Source organism: Microbacterium sp. LWH7-1.2 (assembly GCF_038397755.1).
In the GTDB taxonomy this organism is placed as follows: Bacteria; Actinomycetota; Actinomycetes; order Actinomycetales; family Microbacteriaceae; genus Microbacterium.
Genome location: NZ_CP151637.1, coordinates 822,166 through 845,417, shown reverse-complemented (window position 1 = coordinate 845,417; position 23,252 = coordinate 822,166). Strand labels below are relative to the sequence as shown.

At 68.1% G+C, this 23,252-nt stretch carries 22 protein-coding genes, 1 tRNA gene and 1 other RNA gene; 5 read left to right on the top strand and 19 right to left on the bottom strand.

All coding sequences use genetic code 11. The annotated features are described in order from the left end of the window. Positions 1 to 7: 7 nt before the first annotated feature. From MRBLWH7_RS04040 to MRBLWH7_RS03970, 15 genes are all read right to left on the bottom strand, one after another. Positions 8 to 997, bottom strand: coding sequence for a sigma factor-like helix-turn-helix DNA-binding protein (locus MRBLWH7_RS04040; protein WP_341999395.1), 990 nt, complete (start codon positions 995 to 997; stop codon positions 8 to 10). After that, positions 994 to 2,298: a hypothetical protein gene (locus MRBLWH7_RS04035; RefSeq protein WP_341999394.1), complete on the bottom strand. Its 1,305-nt coding sequence runs from the start codon at positions 2,296 to 2,298 to the stop codon at positions 994 to 996. Before MRBLWH7_RS04035 ends, MRBLWH7_RS04040 begins: the two co-directional genes overlap by 4 nt. Beyond that, on the bottom strand, positions 2,295 to 2,492 hold the full coding sequence (locus MRBLWH7_RS04030) for a hypothetical protein (RefSeq protein WP_341999392.1): 198 nt from the start codon (positions 2,490 to 2,492) through the stop codon (positions 2,295 to 2,297). Before MRBLWH7_RS04030 ends, MRBLWH7_RS04035 begins: the two co-directional genes overlap by 4 nt. A gap of 170 nt (positions 2,493 to 2,662) precedes the next feature. Further along, the gene (locus tag MRBLWH7_RS04025; RefSeq protein ID WP_341999391.1) at positions 2,663 to 3,802 is read right to left on the bottom strand and encodes a hypothetical protein; all 1,140 of its coding nucleotides are present in this window, start codon (positions 3,800 to 3,802) and stop codon (positions 2,663 to 2,665) included. Next, positions 3,802 to 4,299 carry a hypothetical protein gene (locus tag MRBLWH7_RS04020; RefSeq protein WP_341999390.1) on the bottom strand — a complete coding sequence of 166 codons (498 nt, stop codon included), beginning with the start codon at positions 4,297 to 4,299 and terminating at the stop codon, positions 3,802 to 3,804. The genes MRBLWH7_RS04025 and MRBLWH7_RS04020 overlap by 1 nt, the downstream gene beginning before the upstream one ends. A gap of 7 nt (positions 4,300 to 4,306) precedes the next feature. Further along, the gene (locus MRBLWH7_RS04015) at positions 4,307 to 4,705 is read right to left on the bottom strand and encodes a hypothetical protein (RefSeq protein WP_341999389.1); all 399 of its coding nucleotides are present in this window, start codon (positions 4,703 to 4,705) and stop codon (positions 4,307 to 4,309) included. 11 nt (positions 4,706 to 4,716) lie between these two features. Then, positions 4,717 to 5,109 carry a hypothetical protein gene (locus MRBLWH7_RS04010; protein ID WP_341999388.1) on the bottom strand — a complete coding sequence of 131 codons (393 nt, stop codon included), beginning with the start codon at positions 5,107 to 5,109 and terminating at the stop codon, positions 4,717 to 4,719. After that, a complete protein-coding gene (locus MRBLWH7_RS04005; protein ID WP_341999387.1) occupies positions 5,099 to 5,464 on the bottom strand; it encodes a hypothetical protein in 366 nt (121 codons plus the stop codon). Before MRBLWH7_RS04005 ends, MRBLWH7_RS04010 begins: the two co-directional genes overlap by 11 nt. A 17-nt stretch (positions 5,465 to 5,481) precedes the next feature. After that, positions 5,482 to 7,059, bottom strand: coding sequence for a hypothetical protein (locus MRBLWH7_RS04000; protein WP_341999386.1), 1,578 nt, complete (start codon positions 7,057 to 7,059; stop codon positions 5,482 to 5,484). 3 nt (positions 7,060 to 7,062) lie between these two features. Continuing rightward, a complete protein-coding gene (locus MRBLWH7_RS03995) occupies positions 7,063 to 8,106 on the bottom strand; it encodes a hypothetical protein (RefSeq protein ID WP_341999384.1) in 1,044 nt (347 codons plus the stop codon). 255 nt (positions 8,107 to 8,361) lie between these two features. After that, positions 8,362 to 9,837 carry a hypothetical protein gene (locus MRBLWH7_RS03990; protein WP_341999381.1) on the bottom strand — a complete coding sequence of 492 codons (1,476 nt, stop codon included), beginning with the start codon at positions 9,835 to 9,837 and terminating at the stop codon, positions 8,362 to 8,364. Positions 9,838 to 9,947: 110 nt separating this feature from the next. Next, complete coding sequence (locus tag MRBLWH7_RS03985; RefSeq protein WP_341999380.1) at positions 9,948 to 10,244, bottom strand: hypothetical protein; 297 nt, start codon at positions 10,242 to 10,244, stop codon at positions 9,948 to 9,950. Beyond that, positions 10,241 to 10,903 (bottom strand): hypothetical protein, encoded by a 663-nt coding sequence (locus MRBLWH7_RS03980; RefSeq protein WP_341999378.1) that lies wholly within the window; start codon positions 10,901 to 10,903, stop codon positions 10,241 to 10,243. The genes MRBLWH7_RS03985 and MRBLWH7_RS03980 overlap by 4 nt, the downstream gene beginning before the upstream one ends. Positions 10,904 to 11,279: 376 nt before the next feature. Continuing rightward, positions 11,280 to 11,906, bottom strand: a complete 627-nt coding sequence (locus MRBLWH7_RS03975) for a hypothetical protein (protein ID WP_341999376.1) — start codon at positions 11,904 to 11,906, stop codon at positions 11,280 to 11,282. 386 nt (positions 11,907 to 12,292) lie between these two features. Continuing rightward, positions 12,293 to 12,499 carry a helix-turn-helix domain-containing protein gene (locus MRBLWH7_RS03970; protein ID WP_341999375.1) on the bottom strand — a complete coding sequence of 69 codons (207 nt, stop codon included), beginning with the start codon at positions 12,497 to 12,499 and terminating at the stop codon, positions 12,293 to 12,295. A gap of 49 nt (positions 12,500 to 12,548) precedes the next feature. On the opposite strand from MRBLWH7_RS03970, the gene MRBLWH7_RS03965 reads away from it, so the two are divergent. Both MRBLWH7_RS03965 and MRBLWH7_RS03960 read left to right on the top strand, forming a co-directional pair. Then, positions 12,549 to 13,364 carry a helix-turn-helix transcriptional regulator gene (locus MRBLWH7_RS03965; RefSeq protein ID WP_341999373.1) on the top strand — a complete coding sequence of 272 codons (816 nt, stop codon included), beginning with the start codon at positions 12,549 to 12,551 and terminating at the stop codon, positions 13,362 to 13,364. Continuing rightward, a complete protein-coding gene (locus tag MRBLWH7_RS03960) occupies positions 13,339 to 14,469 on the top strand; it encodes a site-specific integrase (RefSeq protein WP_341999370.1) in 1,131 nt (376 codons plus the stop codon). Before MRBLWH7_RS03965 ends, MRBLWH7_RS03960 begins: the two co-directional genes overlap by 26 nt. Before the next feature lie 30 nt (positions 14,470 to 14,499). Here MRBLWH7_RS03960 and rnpB read toward each other — a convergent pair. The 3 genes from rnpB to MRBLWH7_RS03945 all read right to left on the bottom strand — a co-directional run bounded on the left by rnpB (position 14,500) and on the right by MRBLWH7_RS03945 (position 17,398). Further along, an RNA gene (gene rnpB, locus MRBLWH7_RS03955) (RNase P RNA component class A) lies at positions 14,500 to 14,867 on the bottom strand. A 47-nt stretch (positions 14,868 to 14,914) separates the two neighbouring features. Then, entirely contained in the window at positions 14,915 to 16,645 is a 1,731-nt protein-coding gene (locus MRBLWH7_RS03950) for a bifunctional 3'-5' exonuclease/DNA polymerase (protein ID WP_341999368.1), read from the bottom strand. Between the two features lie 21 nt (positions 16,646 to 16,666). Continuing rightward, positions 16,667 to 17,398: a C4-type zinc ribbon domain-containing protein gene (locus MRBLWH7_RS03945; protein ID WP_341999366.1), complete on the bottom strand. Its 732-nt coding sequence runs from the start codon at positions 17,396 to 17,398 to the stop codon at positions 16,667 to 16,669. An 88-nt stretch (positions 17,399 to 17,486) separates the two neighbouring features. Here MRBLWH7_RS03945 and MRBLWH7_RS03940 point away from each other — a divergent pair, with 88 nt between their 5' ends. Next, positions 17,487 to 19,031 (top strand): amino acid permease, encoded by a 1,545-nt coding sequence (locus MRBLWH7_RS03940; RefSeq protein ID WP_341999364.1) that lies wholly within the window; start codon positions 17,487 to 17,489, stop codon positions 19,029 to 19,031. Between the two features lie 9 nt (positions 19,032 to 19,040). Here the strand turns inward: MRBLWH7_RS03940 and MRBLWH7_RS03935 are convergent. Next, positions 19,041 to 19,113: transfer RNA gene (locus MRBLWH7_RS03935), tRNA-Val, on the bottom strand. Between the two features lie 142 nt (positions 19,114 to 19,255). On the opposite strand from MRBLWH7_RS03935, the gene aceE reads away from it, so the two are divergent. After that, positions 19,256 to 21,985, top strand: coding sequence for a pyruvate dehydrogenase (acetyl-transferring), homodimeric type (aceE, locus tag MRBLWH7_RS03930; RefSeq protein ID WP_341999362.1), 2,730 nt, complete (start codon positions 19,256 to 19,258; stop codon positions 21,983 to 21,985). A gap of 28 nt (positions 21,986 to 22,013) precedes the next feature. Further along, positions 22,014 to 23,210: a helix-turn-helix domain-containing protein gene (locus MRBLWH7_RS03925; RefSeq protein WP_342001904.1), complete on the top strand. Its 1,197-nt coding sequence runs from the start codon at positions 22,014 to 22,016 to the stop codon at positions 23,208 to 23,210. Positions 23,211 to 23,252: the final 42 nt, after the last annotated feature.

Genomic DNA, 23,252 nt, shown 5'->3' with positions numbered 1-23,252 from the left:
TCTCCTGTCAGGCGGCTGCGGAGGTTCGTCCGCTCTTCACGTACTCGGTGACGAGGTGGTATGCGACGCCGAGGTCGCGGGCGATCTCGCGCATGCTCATGCCGGCGGCGTACCACTTGTCGATCTGCGCGTCTTGGTAGGGCGAGAGGATGCGGCTGCTGGCGTGCGCGTCGGCGGCGTACGTGCGTTCCGAGCCGAGGATCTGGGACAGGTATCCGATGTCTTCGCGGAACGCGATGGTGACGATGCCGAGGTACTCGTGGATGTCTTTGCGCCACCGGTCACGAATGTAGGCGGTGAGGGCTTCGGACGGTTCCCACTGGATGTTGGTTCGACGTTCTGGCAGCGGCGTGGGGTGCTCGGCGTACTGGTTGCGGGCGACCGTGGTCCACTCGTCACGCAGGACCTTGTCCCGCTGTCTCACGGTGGCGGTCTGCACGCCGAGGAGTTCGGCGACGGTAGCGTGCTTGAGGTCGTCGAAGTAGCGGAGTGCGATCATCACCCTGTCCCGCTGTGGCAGGAAGAGGTAGTAGTCCATGACGTTCTCGCGGACGACTCCCCAGGTGACTCCGGTGCCCGGAGTGCGGAGCGATGTGCGCTTCTCGGCGTCGCTCTCGCCGTCTTCTCCGACGTTGTCGAAGCTGTCCATGAACTCGTCGTCTCTGGCGTCCCGGTGTCGGTACCGGTAGATCGCGCGTTCGACGTCCTCTCTCAGCGTGGTCCAGAACAGGCCCGCGTTCTCCCCGCCGTCGAAGGCCGTGTCGGGGTCGACACCGAGGGAGTCCGCGAGGTGGTCTCCCCACCGTTCTGCGTGGCGCATGAGGGCGATCGATGCGACCTGGATCAGGTCATCGGCAGTGACCATGCAGTTGCCGCGACGTTCCAGCCATCCGAACTTGCTGAGCACGTACGGGCGGATCCGAGGTAGCCAGTCCGTGACGAGGGACCGGGCGTCGCTCTCGGTCGAGAAGGTCCACTCTTCGTCAACGATGGTCATCGCCACATCCCACCTCGAGCGATCTCACGTTCCGCGGCGGCGTCGTGCATCTGGATGCGGCCGTCGACGTAGCCGCTGAGCCCGTCGCCGAGGGCGGTGATGGTGCTGTTGAGTTCGTCGTACACGGCATCGGCGGTCCGCGCGGAGGTCTCGGATTCCCCGGTCTCAAGTGACGGCGTGCCTGCTACCGCGGACTGTGCGTGGATAGTCATAGCTCCCTGGTCGAAGTCCCACTCGACGGAGACGACAAGTGCCGTGATGGTCTCCTCGCGTAGGTACAGCTCGACGTCCATCCCGGGCAGGATGTCCAGTCGTGCACGTGCGGTGATGGCGATGTCCCGGCCGCGGCGCAGCGCCCGGTTAGCGATGTCGGCTGCGATGTTGAAGTCGGGGCGTCGCTCGGAGATCTCGACAATCCGTCCGCGTGTGCCGTGCGCCGCGGTGGCGGTGTGTTGCCAGGAGCGGGTCGCGCCGGCCCACGTGTCGACGCCGCGGGCGACAACGACGTCTGCCCAGTCAGAGTCGCGGCTGATGCGGTCCTCCAGCGCGGTCACGATCGGGAGAACGTCGGACGGCAGGTGCGGGTTGTCGCCGGGAGTGTGGGTGCTCAGCCTGACGGTGACAGGCGCGCCGTCGAACGTCGGCGGGGTCTCCCGACCAGCAACAACCCACCCATGCCCCCACGGGTCGTACAGGCGGCATCCGAGCGCCGTGAGTTGGTAGTCGATGACGGGTGCGTATTGCTCGCCGACCGCTACGGCTTCGGCAGGCAGAGATGGCGTCTCGAGGGCGGTGGCCCCCAGCTCATCGCTGGCCGTGACGGTGTTGTCGGTACGGCCGGGGAAGATCCCCTCCAGAGCCCACTCGACGAGGCTTCGCACGTTCGGGCCGGCCCATGTGCTGGGCGTCGTTGCACCGTAGATGGGGTCGATGCGGACCTTGTCGTCGATCATCGATTCACCGCCCTGCAGGGTGAGTTCTGCCGCGCCGAGTGATCGGGTGATGTCGCGCGGCCACATCCGGGCCGGGGCGTCTGCCGGGAGACGTCCGATAACGTCGCCCGAGGCGCTCAACTGGGTGATCTGCCAGCGCACGGTGGGGCCGACTGTGGGGCTGTTGCGGCGCGGGTCGAGCAGGTCGACCATGTCCGCCAGGAGCGGCCCGAGCGACAGGCTGGCGTCGGTGAACGGGACCCGGTCCTTGTTGATGCTCGGGCGGATGTTCGTGACCGGCAGCGGCAGCCATGCCTCGGCGTCCGGGTCCCACACATCCGCGGTGAACTCGTACCGGACGGAGTTCACGGCAGGACCTCCTTCCATGGCACCGTGACGGTCCAGTCGACCGCTGTCTGAGCGACCGCGATGGAACCGCCGATGACAACGAAACGGGCCGACAACTCTGGCGGGTCGACGGGGAACAGGTCGAACTCGGCCGGGGTGGCAAAGAAGGCTGCGCCGGAGTGGGCGTCGGCTGAGGACGCGAAGTGCAGCAGCATGGAGCCGGTTCGCGGCTCCGGGTGCCGGAGGGTGTACAACGCTGTCTCTGACTCAAGGAGCTGGTGCGCGATGGTCCGTGCGGCGCGCGCAGACGTCCACGGTGCCTCGATCCCAACCGGGGTGATCTGGTCCGCAGGTCCGGTGTACGGGTAGCGGGTGAACGTCGCACTCATTCGAGGTACCTCCCGTCAGGGGTCCGGTACCGCACGTTGCCGTTCACGGTGATCCCGGTGGACTTGATCCGGTTGACCGCGGCATCCCAATCCGACGTATCCGCGTTGACCTTCACTGTCTTGTCGGCGGGCTTATGGCTGTCGACCGCGTCGATCTCTTCGTGGGCCTGCTCTGTCGCCGCGTCGATGACGATCCGCTTGCCATCCGGCATCTCGACGATCGAGCGGTTGAGGTAGTCGACGTCCCCTGTCGCCTTGCCGGCTTTGGTGGCTAGGTCGTAGAGGGCGGAGGCGTTCAGATCCGCGGCGTCGGTGGCTAGATCGAACCCTTGAGCGGTCCCGTCCAGCGCACCCTGTAGCTCGTTCACCCGGCCGACCGCCACCAGCGTTGAGTTCGCACCCTCGTCGAACGCATTCGTGAGGGCAGGTAGGCCGTCGCCGGTGGCCATCGCGGTCAGCACATCCTTCTGCGCCCACCCGGACACGGTGGCGATGTCCTGAACCTGCTTGAGACCCTCGATGGATCCGGTCAGTTCGTTGATGCGCGCGGAGGTATCAGCGAACCTGCCTGACTCGGCGACCGTCAACCCGTACTCATACGCCGATTCCTTCGCCTCATCGCTCGCTTCCTTGGCCTTGGTGAAGGATTCAGCAACGAGGCCAACAGCACCTGCCGCGACGCCCAACCCGGCACCCGCGACGATGCCGGCAGGGCCCATTTGCGACACGGTGCCAGCGAGGCCGCCGAGGGTGTCCTGACCAATTTGGCCAATGTCCTCGATCTCGCCGCGGAACGACGAGAACGCCTCCCCCATGTTCTGGCCGACCTCGGACTGAAGCTCCTGCGCCCCGGTCTTCATCTTGCCCATGCCGTCATCGGACGCCTCGCGGGCCTCGCGATACGCGCGCTTGTACTCACGCTCGATGTCGTCGGCGGTCTTGCGCGTCTCGTCGCCGAGCTTCTCGGTAGCCGTCTGCGCGCCGCGCATCTCCGCTTCGAGTTGCTCCGGACCCTTCGACTTGCCGAGGTTCAGCAGTTCCTTCTGTGCGTCCTCGAGCGGGTCGATGATGCCGGTCTGGACACCCTGTTTGAAGGCTTTCGTCTCCGAAGCGATCCCGACCTGATACCCAGCCATCAGGCACCCGCCTTGTCGAAGGTCTCGGCGACGGTTCGGGCGGTGGTCTGCATCCACAGCGACACCGCTCGCGGCCCGAACGCCCGCACCGCAGGGTGGAACACGTTCCCGGATCGGCGGGGTGCGCCGAACGCGTTACCGAGACGACGCTTGTATGCCTTGCCCTTGCGGGAACGCTGCGTGATGAGCTTGTTGGGGTTCGCGCCGAACTCCGCTCCGCCCTTGAGCCGGTCGGCGGGTGTGCCATGCACCTTGCCGATGTGCGCGGCCTTGAGGGTCACGTTGGAGTCGCGGACACTCACTCGCGCGGTGTCCACCAGGACGCGCGCCTGCAGCCGCGTGCCCATGCGGAACGTGACCTCCTCGCGCCACATCGGTTCGATGTTCGCGCGGGTGTGCTTGCGGTTCTGCGCCGCCACCTCCCGGTCGAGACTCTCGGCGGCGGCGATGAGGGTCTGCAGGTCCCGGGAGACGAGCGCGCTGATTCGGCCCGTCATCGGTGGATCAGGCCGGGGTCGCAGCCCAGGAGGGCTTGGAGCTGGGCAGGGCGATCTGCGAGGTGCCGACAGTCTTCGGTGCACCGCCGATGCGGGGCGGCACGCACGTCACGGCGGCGGTCCACGTCGCGGGGCCGTCGACGATCTCCACCTCGGCCTCGTCGCCCGCATGGTCCAGCATGTACTTCGCGAGGCCGGTCGCGGAGAAGTCCTGCAGCAGGGTCAGGTTCAGGGTCCAGTCCGACTCATCCGCGGCGAGCTTGTGAACAACACCGCCCACGTCGGTGTAGCTGATCGACGGAGTCGTCGGGACAAACTCATACTGCGAGACGTGCTCGGTGTAGGTGTCGGTTCCGAGCTTGAAGGTCGCTTTGATGAGGCGGATATTCGCGGCGATGGTTGCCATGTTCAAACTTCCTAAGGGGTAGGTTCGGGGTCCGGCGCGGCGGACTCGGTGATGACGAACAGGGACAGGTTCCACGCCGGCCGGTCGCTGTGGAGCACCTTCTCGGCCGAGGTCCAACCGACCCGTTCGAGGCCGTCGACACGGATCAGGATCTGAGTGACGGTGTCGTCGAGCGTGTCCTCAGCAGCGGCGATGTCGGTACGCGGATCGATGACTGATAGGACAACCTCGTGGCGGAGGTGTCCGATCGGAGCTTCCGACAGCGGTTCGATTCGCACGTGCTGCAAGACCACGGTCGTCTTGGCTATCGACTCCGGAAAGCGCTGCTCCGGGATGACGTGCCACTCGGCGGGCAGGGCGAGCTGCTCGACCAGATATGCGCGCACAGTCTGGTCAGCGGACACGCGGGCGTCCCTTCCGGGGACGAAGGATCTGCTTCACATGCCAGTCGAGCGGCATCGGACGCATGACGAAGTCGCCACCGTCCCCGATGCCGCCGGATGAGTCCACACGGCCGGCGTTCCACAGGTTCTGTGCCTGCCGGAGTTGGCCGTATGAGTAGCGGGTCAGGAGATCCACCGGGTAGACGTCGTCTCCGGGGACCAGTTCGCCGCCGGGAAGCAGCGTGCCCGAAGCGGGGGCGTAGGCGATGACCTGGTCCCGGGCAACCTCGAGCAGCACGTCGAGCAGGGCGTCGCTGATGGTCTCAGCGTCGAGCCACTGCTCGCGCGCGCTGTCCTTGGTGTGCCAGGTAGCCATTGCCTACGCCCCGTCGTTCAGACCGTGGTGACGACGCGGAGCGCGGCGGCGTTGTTGGTGATGGTCGCCCAGTATGCGAATACGGCCGGGTCGAATGCGCCGTGGTGGGGGTCGATGCCCTCGACGCGGATCGGGGCCTCGCCGCCGAGTTCGTAGAAGGTGAGGGCTTCCTTCGCGCCGACGACGACCTGCTTGCCGACGTTCGCGGCGGTGCCGACCGTGGCGGGGAGGATCTTGAAGCCGTCGAGGCTGCCCTCCTCGAGACCGAAGCCGGCCTGCAGGTAGCCGAGTACCTCATCGCGACCAGTGAGCACGATGTCGCGCCAGAGCGCCGAGTCGACGAGTGCGAACGACGGGGCGTTGTCGGTGGCGATGATGTCGAGCGCGCCGTCGACGATCGCAGCGAGACCCTTCGCGACGCCAGACGGGACGGTGCCCGGCGTGGTCGCCGTCGCCGCTGCGATGATCGCGGCGAGTGCCTTGGCATCGGTCTTGCGGGCGACGTCCTCGACCATGTGGGTGAAATACGAACCGATGACGCCCTGGTCGTTGAAGTCGAGGTAGCGGCGGTCGATCTTGTGGCCGCCGGCGATGCGGGCCGCGGTGGCCGTCACCTGCTTCGTGTCGACAGCGTTCGACGGGATCTCGGCGGTGTTGCCGGTGTAGTCGCCGACGTTGGGCTCCTTGGCGTCGTCCCACTGCCAGCCGATCACCTGGTAGTTGGTGAGCGTGCCGTGGTTGACGAGCGGAACGAAGCGACGCGAGTAGGGGCGTCGTTTCCAGAGCTCGCCGACATACGCGGGCTGCTGCACGTCCGCGCCGATGGTGACGGTCGACGGGCCGGAGTGCTGCACGGTCGCGATCGCGAACAGCGCGTCACCTCCGGCGTACGCCCTCACGGCGTCGGGGTTGCCGCCCTTCACAGCGGCGATCGCGGCGAACAGGCCGTCCGCGGTGGTCTCGTCCTTCTTCTGCGCCGGGGGCACGAGACCCGCGGGCACGACAGCCGGGGTACCGGTCACGTCATTCTCCTCAGAGGTTGCCTCAGGCACTGCGCCCTCGGTGGTGTCCGACAGGGCGTCTGCCTCATCGGTGGTCAGCGCGTCGATCACGGCATCCGCGATCTCGTCTGCGATCTCTTCGACTGCGGCCTCTGCCACGGGGTCGAGCGCGGCGAACAGCGCCGCCGACTGGAAAGCGCCCACGGGAACCACAGCGGCACCCCGCAGACGCGACGACACGGCGTTCGCGCCCCGGCGGACCAGCGCGCGAAGCTCGGCGCTCAGACGCGGGCGAGGCTCCTGCTGCGCCTCGGCGAGCAGCGCGTCACCCTCCGGAGTGCGGGCGATTTCGAACTCCGCGACGATCCCGGCGTCCGTCTCCTCGAGATCGATGGCACGGCCGCGAGGCTCCAGCGCGTCGTGCCCGGCGTTCAGCGTCACGATGCTGGGGTCGGCGGGAAGTTCCACCGTGCCTGCGGAGAACATGACTGGCTCCGTCCCTGACACGTTTGGGCGAGAGAGCTCGCCGTAGGGCAGCAGCAGTCCGCGGATGCGTCGGTTCTCGACGTCGACGGCGAACAGGGCATCAGTCATGGGTCAGTCCTCCAGGGGTGCGCTGACGGGATCGGCGGCGACCGCGACATCCTCGCGGCGGTCGAAGCGGATGACCTCGCCGCGCGGGGCGACGTCGTCGAGGGACAGCCGCGCTTCGATCGGGTCGCGCCACTGCGGGAGCGACAGTGCATCGAACTCGGAGCGCTTGCCCTCGGTCGTGACGTAAGTCAGGGATGCGTTGGTCTGTGCACCGTCGAGCAGCGACGCGGGAACCCCGGTCGTGCGTGCGACGTCGAGGACGGCGGCGTTGCGCCCCTGCTCGAACAGGTCGGCGCTGACGTTGCCGTGTACCTTCACTTCGATGTTGTGCGGCGTGTAGCCCACAGCACCGTTCGGTGAGAGGCGTGCGGCGGCCCACTCGTCGACGAGGCGACCGATCTCGTCTTCCTCTTCCTGCTCATCGCCATCGGTGAGCGGGTCATCGGTGGTCTGGTGGAGTTCGACGAGCGGGATGGGGTTCTGTGCCCGACCGATCCACGCACGCTCCAGGGCCTTGTAACCCTTGATGGTCTGCGCGCCCGTGGCGAGCAGACCGCCGTCGCCGGCCCCGGGGAAGACGATGACTTCCTCAGCACTGACCACGTTGCCGTCGACCGTCACCGCGCCGGTCAGGTCGTCAATCGCCCACCGCTCGTACGGGATCCGCAGGGCGTCGAGAATCGTCCCATCGGAGTGGCGGCTGACGGCCCAGCACGCCCAGTCGTAGAAGATCAGGTCGTCTACGGTCGCCGCCATGCGGTGCCACGGCGAGATCCCCGACGCGGAGTTGTGCAGCCAGTCCCGTTCGATCTCGGTCTCACCGCGGTACTGCCGCAGCGGAGCGCCAGCGATCGAGGTGACCAGGATGTTGCGGGCCTTCTTGATGGCGGGGATCTGCAGAGCGCCCTCACGGGACAGCTCGCCGATCTCGCCGGCGTAGAACTCCGACCACGCGAGACGCGACATCTGCGACGTCGACCCGGCGAGTGGAGACACGAGTTGCGGCAGCGTGTACGAAGAGGACCCGGAGGTGGCCAGCTCCACCATCCGGGTCCGCTTCGTGAGAAAGTCCAGGAGTCCCATGTACTTCAATGGTCTCCCGGACTTATCAATTTGCTAGGGTCCGCGTCAAGTGATTGAGCATTTTGGTTGCCTGCTTGGCTCCTGGGTGCGATTCGCGCTCATGATGCCTAGCCGAGCGCCACGCGTCCAACCGTGAGAACTCCAGCGCCCACCAGCCGGGGCAGTCGTCGCACAACGCGAGGAAGGTGACCGAGGACGCGTCGATCCGAATGCGCCCCCTCACGCGGCCACCCGCCCGCGCGCCTTGGCCTTCGGTCTCGTGGTGTCGAAGTGCAGCTGCGCCAGTGCCCACGCCTCGGACGGCGTCACGTCGTCGTCGGGGCGCTTCGGGTCACGACCGAGCAGCCACCCGCGGTCACCCGACTTGCGCTTCATGGTCCGGTGGATGGACTCGTTCAGGAGCACCTGCTCGCGCCAGTGGCGCACGTTCTCCCGGTCGACCTCCTCGACCACGAGCGACGCGGCCTTCTTCACCTCCATGAACGCGCGCGGCTCGAGCTTCGGGCGCGGGTTCGCCTGGTTCAGCTTCTCCACAAGCAGCAGGTTCACCTGGTTGCCCGCGTCGTACACGAGCGGCACCCGGTACTTGCGGGCGAACTTGAGCAGGATCGGTGCGGCCTTGTCGATCCCGTCCACGCTGTCGACCAACAGCGGCACGGCGCGGCCGTCGTCGTCGCGCCACGCGGCAACCATCGACACGGCGATGCCGTCCGGGTGCGAGGCGAACGCGAACGAGAACCGTTCCGGCGGCGCGGGCAGCGCGCCGTCGAGTCCGGTCCGCGCCCACTTCAGCGGGTCGAACAGGTTCACTGTGCCGCCCTCGTCGCCGAACAGCCCGCCGTACTCGGCAGCGAACACGCGACGCGGCAGGGTCTCCCAGTTGCCGCGCACCGCGTCCAGCGTCGTTAGTGTGCCGATGCCCGGGTGCGCCGCGAGGATGAGAGGTTCGACCGTCTCCCAGTCGTCGAGTTCCTCGTCCTGCGCGGTCTCGGGCATTGCGTATTCGAGGATCGCCGCGCGGCCAGCGCGACCGAGCACGAGCCAGTCCCACAGCAGGTTCCCGACTCGGTACTTGCCCGCCGTGCCGGCGACGACGATCTGCGCGCCCGGGCGGGTATCGAGTGTCGGCAGCGCAGCGGCGAGGGTGTCCTCCACCTTCTGCGGGTCAGGCTCGCCCGACTCGTCGAGGATGATCATGTCGAACGCCTCACCTCGGAGGTCGTCCATCGTCGACAGCCACGCGACCATCCCGCCGGAGTCGGGGAACTCGACGCGCTCCTGCCCGGCCGCGCGCACGATCTTGCAGTCGACGCCCGACCGCTCGAGCGCGGGCGCGACGTCTTTCATGAATCGCGAGCGGCCCGCCTTACCCGTGGTCATCGTCAGGATCGCGACCCGGTAGTCCTCGCGAGCCTCGGCCCGACCGAGGCCGATCGCGATGAGCGTCGTTGACTTCGACGAGCGGCGAGGCAACAGGACTGCGTTTCGCGGCTGGCCGGCGGCGAGCATGTCGACCACGAGCAGCTGCTGAGACTTCGGCTCCCGGCCGCGCATCGCACGGCTTCCGAAGAACCTCAGCATCGTCGCTCCGCGGAGGAACTCGCGTCGATCCTCCTCGGTCGTGACGAGCTCCGACACGTGCAACGGCGGCGTCGCCTGAGCGCGCAGTGCGAGCCACGGCTCAGCGTCGAACAAAACCGCGCCTGTGAGAGCCGAAGCGGGGGGCGTAGGGGCTTCACTCAAAGAACCCGGCCCGTGGTTGGTCGGGTCGGGTTCTGTCGTGTCTGCGGGGCGTACAGGGTCCGTCACCATGTGGGCAGTCCTCTCGACGTGCGGCTGGTGGTGTTGGTGATGAGTGCGCCGAGGCGTCCGCCTGCTGCTCGGTTCTCTCGTCGGTGTTCGGGTCCGAGGTTGGTCAGGTCGTGCGTGCCTCCGCGGCTAGCGTCGATGCGGTGGCCGACGTCGTAGCGTTGGCCGGGTTGGATCTCCCGGCCGCACTTGTGACAGGTGACAGATCGGCCGGCGTTGTGCTCGGCGTTGACCTGCTTGCGGATGATGCGGGCGTTGCGCATGTACAGCGGGTCCCGGTGGTGGGCGGTCATGCAGCATCCGCCTTCAGCCGGGCACGCAGGACAGCGGCCGGGTTGTTTGCCCCCGTGATCGTTGCCTCCGTCTTCACCTTGACCACGAGGTAGCCCTGCCAGGGGTCGCCGTCGCCGAGGGAGTAGGCGTGGGCCAGGAGCTCGTCGATCGACAGCGGGAGATGCCGGTCCTTCTTCAGATCGGTCAGTGCTCGGCGGGCGTTCTGGTCATGCGGATGAGGCCTTCCGCCTGCTGCTTCTTCCTTGTTCTTGATAAGAGGAACAAGTGCCCCTGAGGGCACTTCTACATCTGCCCCTGAGGGCACACGATGTGCCCCTGAGGGCACTTCGGTGATTACGGGCGAGTAGGAGTATCGGCGGTCGTATGGACCGGCGTGCTGTAGCTGCGTCCGAATGAGCGCGCCGCGGTCGGTGAGGTCATCCATGACGCGGCGGATCTGCTTCTCGGTGGCTCCCATCTCGGCGGCGAGGTCGCCTAAGGTAACCGTCCACCATCGGCGGCCATCATGCTCGACCCAGGCCCTGCTGTCGTCGTTGGTGCGGAACTGGATCCGCGTGAAGACGATCGCGGCGAGCGGGTCGTGGAGGTAGCGCATCAGCTCGAGGCGGACCTGTACGAAGTCGCTTGCCGTGGTCAGTTCGAACGGAACCCCACCCATCTACGCGGCCCTCCTGTTCAGGTGGTGGGCTTTGCCACGGGCGACGGCCTCCGCGCGCATCCTGTCGTTCTCCGCTTGCGCCCATGCGGCGAACTTCGGCTTGTCGTGGTCGCTCAGTCCGGTGCCCGGGTAGATCACGTCGCCGCTCTTGTTCTTGACGACGCGGCCGTCAACGCGGCATCCGCATCCCCAGTAGCACCATCCGCTGATCGGGTCGAAGGTGTGCTGGTTGATCCAGGGCCCGTCCGTGGACTCGCGGCGGTCTCGGCAGTCGTAGGCGTTCGTGCGATACCTCCTGCAGTGTTCTGATGTTGGACAGCACGAACCCCTGCGCCGATCGTGCTAGCGCAGGGGTTCGAGGTGATGGTGGAGACGATCACTCGTTGTCGAGCTCCCGGAGGGCGTCGTCGGTGCCGGTCGGCCGTCTAAGCGCGCCACGTCGTGTGTCGACGGAGTCGGCGTGTCGTGTCAGCGCGGCCGCGAGTGCGCGCGCCTCGTGAGGGAACAGCGGCACGCCGTTGCCGCCGGGAATCGCGAGCTTGACCACGTTCTGGTCTAGGAACTCGTGCTGCTCCACGAGAATCGACCCGCCCGCGAACCGGGAGTCGACCGTCGTGTCCGGCGGAGAGTCGCGGTTGAGCGTTGTGTTCATCGGCTGCGTGGACTCGACCGCGTCGAGCAGCGTCAGTTCGCCCGTGGCCACGGTAAGCAGTTCTCGGAGGCGTACCGCGTGCATCAGCGAGAAGTGTTCGTCGATCTCCTCATGGACTCTGTCTGGGTTCGCGATGACGCGCACCTCGATGCCGTACTTCGTGTACATCCCCCGCTCCCACGAGACGGACTGCACCAACTGCGCGCTTACGCCGAAGGATCCATGCACCGGGCCGCGGTGCTCCCACGTGTGGCCGTTGAACGCGTCCGCATCCAGGAGAAGCGTCTCGGAGGCCCAGACAGGGGTTGCCGGTGCAGTTGGGGGTGTGGGGTTTACAGTGGACTCAGACATCGTTGGTTTCCTCAGTGGTGTTCTCGAAAGGTCCCGTTGCCGCGGGGCCTTTCTTTCGTTGTGCGATGGCGTTTGCCATTGCGGTTCCGGCGGCGGTGGCCGGCTGCAGTGCTCGGCGCAGCTGCATCAGTCGTCGCCGTTCATCAGCGGTGAGTGGCGTGGGCTGTGCGCACTTGAGCGTCGGCTCGGAGGGGCCGAAGTACGAGCGTCTGGCGATGATTCGCTCCTTCCGTGCAGGCGGTCATGGATGACCTTGTTCGCGGCGTCGATCTCCGCGTTGTTCTCGACACTGGGCTTGATCGGATTGCTCTGTCGCGCGACGTACTCTGCTAGCGACTCGTCGCCGTGTGGAGGCAGGATCATCCCGCGCGTACCTCGAGACGCCATCAGGCGTTTCCTTCGAAGCCGGACTCGATGAACCGATCCAGCTCATCGGGCTTGATCACGGTTCGGCCGCCCACTTTTCCCGCCTTCAACTGACCTGTGTGCAGGAGCCAGCGGACCGAGGCCTCCGTCCGCCGGAGTTCGGCAGCTACCTCCTTGACGAAGTAGAAGCGTGGTGCCGGCTCTACCGGCGCGGTGGCTGTAGACATCAGATCCCTCTCGGTCCGGAGTTGTATTTATCGACAATGGGTTGTCGACGTGACCAACGTAGCATGGGTCGATGGTGTACGCAACAAGTCGTTGTCTATTTCGCCAAACTGCCGTACGCTCGTGGACATGATCGACGACCCAGATGTGCTGTTCGGTAAGGCCGTACTCGAATCTCGAAAGAACCAGGGCTGGTCGCAGCGGGAGTTGGCTGACCGGCTGTCGGAGCGAGGAATGAAGGTGGATGCGCCCGCGGTGTCCAGAATTGAAGCCGGAGCACGAGGCGTGCGGCTTTCAGAGGCCTACCTGATCGCCGACATCCTTCGTGTGCCAATTCGCTCCCTGCTTCCGAGCCAGGACACCCCCGAAGCCACCTTCTGGTTCAGGGATATGACGGCGCGGGGGTCGCTCGATGCACTGCGAAACTCGATCATCGAGTGGGTGTCGGACGTCGCGGCAACTCAGGACATTCTCCGCGCGCATCCCAATGCGGCGGACAAACTGGTCGCTGAGACCGGCGATGCGTCGATCACAGCAGACACCTACATCCACCACTTAGTGTCAGGATCGGCCAGTCATGACGCGCAGCCGGGATACGCGTGGCCAGCTAGTGCCGCCGATCGTGCCGAACTCGTCGCAGCTGTCACCAGCATCGTCACCGACGTCGTTAGCGCAGTGGCCGCCCCGATCGTGACTGACACTGATATTCCGCGCGAGCTGCTCGTCGATCACGAGACCTCTGAGTCGCGACCTCACCGCATCGTGGCCCCAGATGCTGCCTTCACCGACGCAGACCTGAGCTACGTGGACTTCGACTCGCCCAGCTTCCCGAAGGATGATCATGGCGAGCGTCAAGCAGAGGCCTGATGGCGTTTGGCGCGCGCGCTACCGTGACGCGGCCGGCAAGGAGCACGCCCGGCACTTTGAGCTGAAGCGCGACGCTCAGCGGTGGCTCGACGAGGTGACGACATCCGTCCTAACGGGGCGGTACGTTGACCCGAAGGCCGGGCGCATCACCTTTCGCGACTACGCCGAGCAGTGGCGCGGCTCCCAGGTGCACCGGGGGCAGACGTCGGACAGCTACGAGACTCGGCTGCGCCTCCACGTGTACCCGGTCATCGGAGACATGCCGCTCGAGGCGATCACCACCTCAACCCTGCGCGGCCTGGTCAAGCGCATGAGCACGGCGAGCGACGGCCGGGCGGCGCTGGCCCCCTCGACGGTCGCGCTCGTGTTTAAGATCATCGGTAGCGTCTTCCGCGCCGCCGTGCACGACAAGAAGATTGCCGAGTCCCCCTGTACCGGCGTCCGCTTGCCGAAGGTCGGAAAGACCCGCGTGGTGCCGCTCACGCACGCTCAGGTCGAGATCCTCCGCGATCAGGTGCCCGCGGAGCTGAGCGCGCTGATCGTGCTCGTCGCCGGGACCGGGCTTCGACAGGGCGAGGCGCTCGGGCTCACGCGCGACCGCGTGCGGCTGCTTGGGAAGAACCCCGCCGTGACGGTCGACCGGCAGTTGGTGACGAGGGCCGGCGGCACGGCTGAGTTCGGTCCGGTTAAAACAGAAGCGTCCGATCGAGTGGTGCCGCTCCCGCGCGTCGTCGTTGCGGCGCTGAACGAGCACATCGCGATGTACGGAGTCGGCGACGGCGAACTGCTGTTCACACTCGGTGGCAAGGGCATCACGCGGCAGAAGTTCGGGCACGCATTTGCGGCGGCCCGCACGGCGGCGAAGCTGACCGACTCCACCGGCACTGGCCTGCATTCGCTGCGGCACTTCTACGCGTCCTTGCTGATCCGCCACGGAGAGTCGGTAAAAGTGGTGCAGACGAGGCTCGGGCACGCGACTGCGGCCGAGACTCTCGACACCTACAGCCACTTGTGGCCGGACTCCGACGACCGCACACGCGAGGCCATCGATTCCGTGCTTTTCGCGGATTCCGCGGACTCTCTGCGGACTGCGGACCAGAACTGACCAGGAAAGACCTGATCAAAATCATTTAGGCGAATGGGCCGGCCTGTACGCCGGGTTCTGTCCGGGGGCGTGAGCCCCGTGGACGGTCATCTCTCTCGGCGACACGTTGCCGTGCCGCTCCAGCGGCCTACCCGGGGACTCGGCGGGCCGCGTCGTCATCCCCTGTCTGGCCTTGCTCCGGGCGAGGTTTACCGTGCGGGACGTGTCACCACGACCCCGGTGGTCTCTTACACCACCCTTTCACCCTTACCCGGCCGAAGCCGGGCGGTCTGCTCTCTGTGGCACTGTCTCGCGGATCGCTCCGGGTGGGTGTTACCCACCGCCCTGCCCTGTGGAGCCCGGACGTTCCTCGGCGCGCGGCGGCGAACCGCCCGCGACGCGACCGTCCAGCCGACCCATTCGCATTCGTCAGTTTATCGCCGCCTTGCGGGTGCGCGCGGCGCGGTCAGTCCTTGAGCGCGGTCTCGGCGATGCGCACGTCGAGCCGGAAGTCGAGGGGGAAGCCGCCGAAGAGCAGGTGCCCCGCGGTCGCCGCGGCATCCGTGACCGCCTGGGCCGCAGCATCCGCATGCTCCTCGGGGGTGTGCACGATCACCTCATCGTGCAGGAAGAAGGCGAGATGCGGCCGGCGCTCGAACGCCGGCCCCGAACGTGGCGCGCCGCGCTCGGGAGGGACCGGCGGCAGCGCGGCGAGGCGCCCGCGCAGGTCGGCCAGCCACGCGAGCGCCCACTCGGCGGCGGTGCCCTGCACGACGAAGTTCCGCGTGAAACGACCACGATCGCGGGCCCAGCGCCGGGCGCGGTTCTCGTCGGCGCCGGAGGCGTCCACCTCGGTCGCGAGCGACTGCGCGGCGGTCCATTCCGGCGACGGGGCCGGCGACGTCCGGCCGAGCCACGTGGAGACGGTGCCGCCGTCCTCGCCGGTGCGGGCCGCGTCGTCGACGAGACCCATCGCGCGCGGATAGGCGCGGCGCAGGCGCGGCACCAGCCGCCCCGACTCTCCCGTGGTGGCGCCGTACATCGCGCCGAGCATCGCGATCTTCGCCTCCTGCCGGGTGGCGACGGCACCGCTGTCGACGATCCCCGTGTAGAGGTCCCGTCCGCGGGCCGCCGCCGCGAGCGCCGTGTCGCCCGACATCGCCGCGAGCACGCGTGGCTCGAGCTGGGCGACGTCGGCGACGACCAACCGCCATCCCGGGTCCGCGCGGACGGCCTCGCGGAGCTGACGAGGCAGCTGCAGCGCTCCCCCGCCGGACGACGCCCAGCGCCCCGTGACGACGCCGCCGGGAACGTAGACCGGGCGGAACCTGCCGTCGGCGACCCACTCCGACAGCCATGCCCACCCGTTCGCCGACAGCAGCCGCGACAGCTTCTTGTACTCGAGGAGCGGTTCGATGACGGGATGCCGCTGCTCGGCGAGCTCCCACCGGCTGGTGGACTCGACCAGCACACCGACGCGGTGGAGCGATCGGAGCAGCTTCGGCTGGGAATCGAGGCTCGCGGAAGGATCGCCGAGTGCCGCGCGCACGCGTTCCGCTGCCGCGGCCAGCTTCAGGGGCTGCGCGCCACCGGGACGGCGCTGCCCGAGGGTCTCCACGAGGATGCGGTCGTGCGCCTCGGCGTCCCATGGGAGTCCCGCCGCACGCAGCTCGGCGGCAACGAGCGCGCCCGCCGACTCCGCAGCCGTGAGCAGTCGAAGACGACCGGACTCGGTGCTGCCGGCGACCGCATCCCGCTGACGCGCGAACTCGGCCAGCGCCGCCTCGACGTCGGCGGGCGGGCCGGAACCGCGCGCGACGGCATCCAGCTCGAACAGGGCGGGCGCGGCTTCGTCGGCATCGACGTGCGGCGCAGCATCCCACTCCCGTGCCCGCCTGACCCCCGCCGTCGCGGCGACCAGCGCCGAGTCGCGCAGGATCGCGTGGCACAGGCGCAGGTCGTGACACCGGGCCACGCGGACGCCCTCGGCGAGGAGTGCGGCGTACCACTGCGGCGTGTCGTGCCAGACCCACCGCGGGGCCCAGCGGGACTCGGCGTCCGAGATCCACGACGACAGCGCGGCACCGTCGACCTCGTCGCGGCCGAGCTCGTCGGCGTTCGCGTCGAGCAGAACGGCGGCGGCGCCGCGTCCGGTCCGCCCGAGGACGATCCAGCCCGGGGCGTCAGACACGCCCACCGCAGCGCTGCCCGGCTGCGGTCACAGCCCGGATTCGTCGTCGCGCACGAGGATGCAGCCGCACTCGGGGCACGTCACCACGTCGTTCTCGCCGGCCTGGCGCAGCACCTGCAGGTCGGTGCCGGCGAGCACCATGTGGCAGCCCTCGCACGTGCGCCGGCGCAGGAACGCCGCGCCCGCGCTGCGGACCGCGAGGCGGTCGTACAAGGCGAGAAGGTCGGCGGGGACGCTGCCTGCGATGGCCGCGCGGTCACGGGTGGCTGCCTCGAAGGCCGCCGTCGCCTCGGCGACGGCACGCTTGCCGTCGGCGCTCAGCTCGGCGCCCTCGGCGTTGGTCGCCGCGATGAGGCCCTCCTGCTCGGCGATGGCGGCGTCGGCGGTCTCGAGACGCTCCATCACGGCGAGCTCCGCGTCTTCGAGATCGCTCTTGCGGCGGGCGAGGGCGGCCAGCTCGCTCTCGAGCCCCTGTGCCTCCTTCGAGTTGGTCGAGGCCGCCAGGCGGCCCGCATCGCGTGCCGCGCGGGCGTCGACCACGGCGACATCGGACTCGATGCGCGACAGCTCGGTGCGCAGATCGTCCCTGGCACCGAGGCGCGTTCCCAGCTCCTGCGAGAGCTCCTGACGCCGGCCCAGCAGCTCCTGCACGCGACCCGCCTGCGGCGGGTTCTTACGGGCGTTGTCGGCCTGGCGGATGCGGGCGTCGAGCTGGGCGACCTCGACGAGGCGGCGCTGGTCTGCGGGGCTGGCGTTCACGTCACCAACCTACCGTGGGCATCGACGGCGCGAACGGTGGCGGCTAGCATTCGACGACCGGCCGTTCCGAAGACGAAAGGCGCGAACCATGGGCGTTCTCCGCACCAAGTCGGTCGAGCAGTCGATCGCCGACACCGACGAACCGGAATTCCGACTCAAGAAGTCCCTGACGGCCTTGGACCTCACGGTCTTCGGCATCGGCGTCGTGATCGGCGCCGGCATCTTCACCCTCACCGGCCGCGCCGCGCACGAGGTCGCGGGACCGGCCATCGTGATCAGCTTCGTGGTCGCCGCGATCGCCTGCACGCTCGCCGCGCTCTGCTACGCCGAGTTCGCGTCGACCGTGCCGGTGTCGGGATCCGCCTACACCTTCTCGTACTCGTCGCTCGGGGAGCTGTTCGCGTGGATCATCGGGTGGGACCTCATCCTCGAGATGTTCCTGGGCGCGAGCGTCGTGGCGCAGGGATGGAGCGCGTATCTCGGCACGCTCTTCGAACAGCTCGGGATGCCGATCCCCGCCGAGATCGGATACGGCGGCACCGTCGACCTCATGGCGATCCTGCTCGTGCTCGTGCTCGGCGGCCTCATGACGTTCGGCATCAAGGAGTCGCTGCGCGTGAACATGGTGCTCGTCGCCGTGAAGCTCTTCATCGTGCTGTTCGTCATCGTCGCCGGCCTCCTGTTCGTGAGTCCCGCGAACTGGTCGCCGTTCGTGCCCGCGCCCGCGCCGAGGGAGGCCGCCACAGGGCTCAGCCAGCCGCTGCTGCAGTTCCTCTCGGGCATCGAGCCGACCGCCTTCGGTGTCGGCGGCATCTTCGCCGGCGCCGCGCTCGTGTTCTTCGCGTACATCGGCTTCGATGTCGTCGCGACCACTGCGGAGGAGACCCGCCGCCCGCAGCGCGACCTGCCGATCGGCATCATCGCCTCCCTGGTGATCTGCACGCTCCTGTACTGCGCCGTCGCCCTCGTGGTCACCGGCATGGTGCCGTACGAGGACCTCGACCCGGCGGCGGCCCTCGCCAACGCCTTCGCCTTCCACGGGGCGACGTGGATGGCGACACTGATCTCCGCGGGCGCCGTCGCGGGCCTCACCACGGTCGTGCTCACGCTCCTCATCGGCGCCACGCGCATCATCTTCGCGATGTCGCGCGACGCGCTCCTGCCCATGGGCCTCGCCAAGGTACACCCGCGGTTCCGCACGCCCTGGGTCATCTCGATCCTCGTCACGATCGTGGTCGCCGTCGTCGCGGGCTTCACGCCGATCGGCCTGCTCGAAGAGATGGTCAACATCGGCACGCTGTCGGCGTTCGTGCTCGTGTCGATCGGCGTCATCGCGCTGCGGCGCAAGCGCCCGGACCTGCACCGCACCTTCCGCGTGCCCCTCAACCCGTGGCTGCCGGCGCTGTCTGCCGCGATCTGCGTCTACCTGATGCTCAACCTCACGGTGGAGACGTGGCTGAGATTCGTGGTGTGGCTGGTCCTGGGATTCGTGATCTACTTCGCGTACTCGCACAGGCACTCCAAGATCGGCCAGCCCGGGTACCAGGAGTTCGCGCTGCCCCACGTCGTCTCGCACGAGCGGGACGACGGGGATCGAAGCGGCGACGGGGATCCGCGCGCGGACCGGCGGTGACATCTCGGGTGGGCCCTGCCGGGATCGAACCGACGACATCCACGGTGTAAACGTGGCGCTCTACCAGCTGAGCTAAAGGCCCTCGTGGTCAGTCTACGAGGTGCGTCCGGAGCGTCTCGAACTCGCTAGGCTGGAAGTTGGTGCGTTTGTGCAGGGCAGACAACGCCCGCGCCGCTCCGGTAGCGATTACCTGGCACGATCTGCCAGACGACGAAAGGTCTTCTGTGACTGTCAACGATCAGGATCCGTACTCGCAGGAACCCCTCGACAGCGATCCCGACGAGACCTCCGAGTGGCAGGAGTCCCTCCAGCAGCTCGTGCAGGCCAAGGGCCACGGACGTGGCCGCGAGATCATGCTGAGCCTGCTGCAGACCTCCCACGAGCTGCAGCTGAACGTTCCGCAGGTTCCCACGACGGACTACATCAATACGATCGCCCCTGAGAACGAGCCCGAGTTCCCGGGCGACGAGGAGCTCGAACGCCGTTACCGCCGGTGGATCCGCTGGAACGCCGCGATCACCGTGCACCGCGCGCAGCGGCCCGGCATCGGCGTCGGCGGGCACATCTCGACGTACGCATCGTCCGCCTCGCTGTACGAGGTCGGCTTCAACCACTTCTTCCGCGGCCTCGACGACCCGACCGGCGGCGACCAGATCTTCATCCAGGGCCACGCCTCGCCCGGCATCTACGCCCGCTCGTTCCTGGAGGGGCGCCTCAGCTCCGAGCAGCTCGACGGCTTCCGCCAGGAGAAGTCGAAGGCGCCCAACGCGCTGCCGTCATACCCGCACCCGCGCCTCATGCCCGAGTACTGGCAGTTCCCGACGGTGTCGATGGGCCTCGGCCCGATCAACGCCATCTACCAGGCGATGTCGAACAAGTACCTCACCAACCGCGGGATCAAGGATCTCTCGAACTCGCGCGTGTGGGCGTTCCTCGGCGACGGCGAGATGGATGAGGTCGAGAGCCGTGGTCAGCTGCAGGTGGCGGCCAACGAGGGCCTGGACAACCTCACCTTCGTCGTCAACTGCAACCTGCAGCGCCTCGACGGCCCGGTCCGCGGCAACGGCAAGATCATCCAGGAGCTCGAGAGCTTCTTCCGCGGTGCCGGCTGGAACGTCATCAAGGTGGTCTGGGGCTCTGGCTGGGACGAGCTGCTCGCGAAGGACACCGACGGCGCGCTCGTGCACCTCATGAACACCACCCCGGACGGCGACTTCCAGACCTACCGTGCCGAGGACGGCGCGTTCATCCGCGAGCACTTCTTCGGGCGCGACGAGCGCACGGCCGCCCTCGTGAAGGACTGGTCGGACGACGACATCTGGGGCAAGCTCCGCCGCGGCGGCCTCGACTACCGCAAGGTCTACGGCGCCTACAAGGCCGCGACCGAGCACAAGGGCCAGCCCACCGTGATCCTCGCCAAGACGATCAAGGGCTACGGCCTCGGGCATCACTTCGAGGGCCGCAACGCGACCCACCAGATGAAGAAGATGACCCTGCAGGACCTCAAGTACTTCCGCGACTCGATGCGGATCCCGGTCTCGGACGCGCAGCTCGAGGAGAACCCCTACCTGCCGCCGTACTACAACCCCGGCTCGAACGACGAGACGATCCAGTACATGCTGGAGCGCCGCCGCGCCCTGGGTGGCTTCCTCCCGGAGCGCCGCTCGCACCACGTCGGCCTGCAGCTTCCGGGCGACGAGGCGTACGCGCTGCCGAAGAAGGGCTCGGGCACGCAGGAGATCGCCACGACCATGGCGTTCGTGCGCCTGCTCAAGGACCTGCTCCGCGCGAAGGACTTCGGCCACCGCATCGTGCCGATCATCCCCGACGAGGCGCGCACCTTCGGCATGGACGCGTTCTTCCCCTCGGCCAAGATCTACAACCCGCACGGCCAGAACTACACGTCGGTCGACCGCGAGCTCCTCCTGGCCTACAAGGAGAGCCCGCAGGGGCAGATCGTCCACGTCGGCATCAACGAGGCCGGCGCGGTCGCCGCGTTCACCGCGGCGGGCACCTCGTACGCGACGCACGGCGAGCCGCTCATCCCGGTCTACGTCTTCTACTCGATGTTCGGCTTCCAGCGCACCGGCGACGCCCAGTGGGCGGCGGGCGACCAGATGGCGCGCGGCTTCATCATCGGTGCGACCGCCGGACGCACCACGCTCACCGGCGAGGGTCTCCAGCACGCCGACGGCCACTCGCTGCTCCTCGCCGCGACCAACCCGGCGACCCTGTCGTACGATCCGGCCTACGGCTACGAGATCGCACACATCGTCCGTTCGGGCATCGAGCGCATGTACGGCGGGAACCACCCCGACCCGAACGTCATGTACTACCTCACGGTGTACAACGAGCCGCTGGTGCAGCCGGCCGAGCCCGAAGGCGTGGACGTCGACGGCATCGTGCGAGGCATCCACCGCGTCTCCACCGCCGAGGGTGAGGGCCCCAAGGCCCAGCTCCTCGCGTCGGGCGTGGGCGTGCCGTGGGCGCTCGAGGCGCAGCAGCTCCTGCGCGACGACTGGGGCGTGCAGGCCGACGTCTGGTCTGTCACGTCGTGGAGCGAGCTGCGGCGCGACGGCCTGGCCGCCGACGAGCACAACTTCCTCCACCCGGAGGAGGAGCCGCACACGGCCTACCTGACCGAGAAGCTGAAGGACGCCGCAGGCCCGGTGGTCGCGGTCAGCGACTTCATGCACGCGGTGCAGGACCAGATCCGTCCGTGGGTGCCGAACCGCTTCGCGACGCTCGGTGCGGACGGCTTCGGCTTCTCCGACACACGCGCCGCGGCACGTCGCTTCTTCAAGATCGACGGCCCGTCGGTCGCGGTCCGGACGCTGCAGGCACTGGCCGAAGAGGGCGCGGTCGACCGCAGCCTCGCGGCGCAGGCCATCGAGAAGTACCGCCTGCACGACGTGACCGCCGGCACGAGCGGGAACGCGGGCGGCGAGAGCTGACCCGCGGATGGGCAAATCCACCGAGGTGATGGACAAGGTCGAGACGCTCGCCTGGCTGCGACGCATCTCGGGCGACCTCGCGACCGTCACCATCAAGCGCCTCGAGGAGACGCTGCCCTGGTATGCCGAGATGCCGCCGGCCCGACGCTCCGCCGTCGGGCTGGTGGCGCAGGCCGGCATCACGTCGTTCATCTCGTGGTACGACGAGCCCGAGTCGACACCGTGGATCGCCGCCGACATCTTCGCCGCCGCTCCTCGTGAGCTGCTGCGGAGCGTGAGTCTGACGCAGACGCTGCAGCTGATCCGTGTGACGGTCGAGGTGACCGAGGAGCGGGTCGCCGGCAAGGGGGAGCATCTGCGCGAGGCGATCCTGCTGTACTCGCGCGAGGTCGCCTTCGCCGCGGCGGACGTCTACGCCCGCGCGGCGGAGGCTCGCGGCCTCTGGGATGCGCGGCTCGAGGCGCTGGTCGTGGATTCCATCCTGACCGGAGAGGCCGACGAGGAGCTGCCGAGCCGCATCGCCGCCCTCGGCTGGCATGGTCACGGCGAGGTCGCGGTGCTCGTCGGCACGACTCCCCCGCAGTTCGACGTCGACCAGCTCCGGCGGACGGCGCGCAAGCTCGGCGTCGACGTGCTGATCGGCGTGCAGGGCTCCCGTCTCGTGCTGGTGGTCGGGCGCGCCGAGCCGTCGGCCGTCGCGGACGACGCGGTGACAGACCTTCCGTTCGGTGAGATCGCGCGCCGTCTCGAGCCGGGCTTCGGCGGGGGTTACCTGGTGCTCGGCCCCACGGTGCCGGCACTCGTCGACGCGAGCCAGAGCGCCCGCGCGGCCCTCGCCGGATTCGCCGTCGCGCGCGCGTGGCGCCACGCGCCCCGGCCGGTGGAGGCGGACGACCTCCTCCCCGAGCGCGCGCTCGCGGGGGATCCTCTCGCCAAGCTCACGCTGGTCGAGCGCATCTACCGACCGCTCCAGGCGCACAGCGCCGACCTCGTGTCGACGCTGTGGGCCTACCTCGACAACGGCCGGTCGCTCGAGGCGACCGCCCGCGAGCTGTTCGTGCACCCGAACACGGTGCGCTACCGGCTCAAGCGCGTGTCGGAGGTGATCGGCTGGGACGCCACCGGGCCTCGTGAGGCGCTGATCCTGCAGACGGCACTGATCCTCGGATCGATCGGAACGGATGCCTCGCGCCGTCGGCCGCCCGCACGGCGCAACCCGGCTTGATCCCCCTGTCGGTGTGGGCCACGCACAAAGCCGCCGTTGATT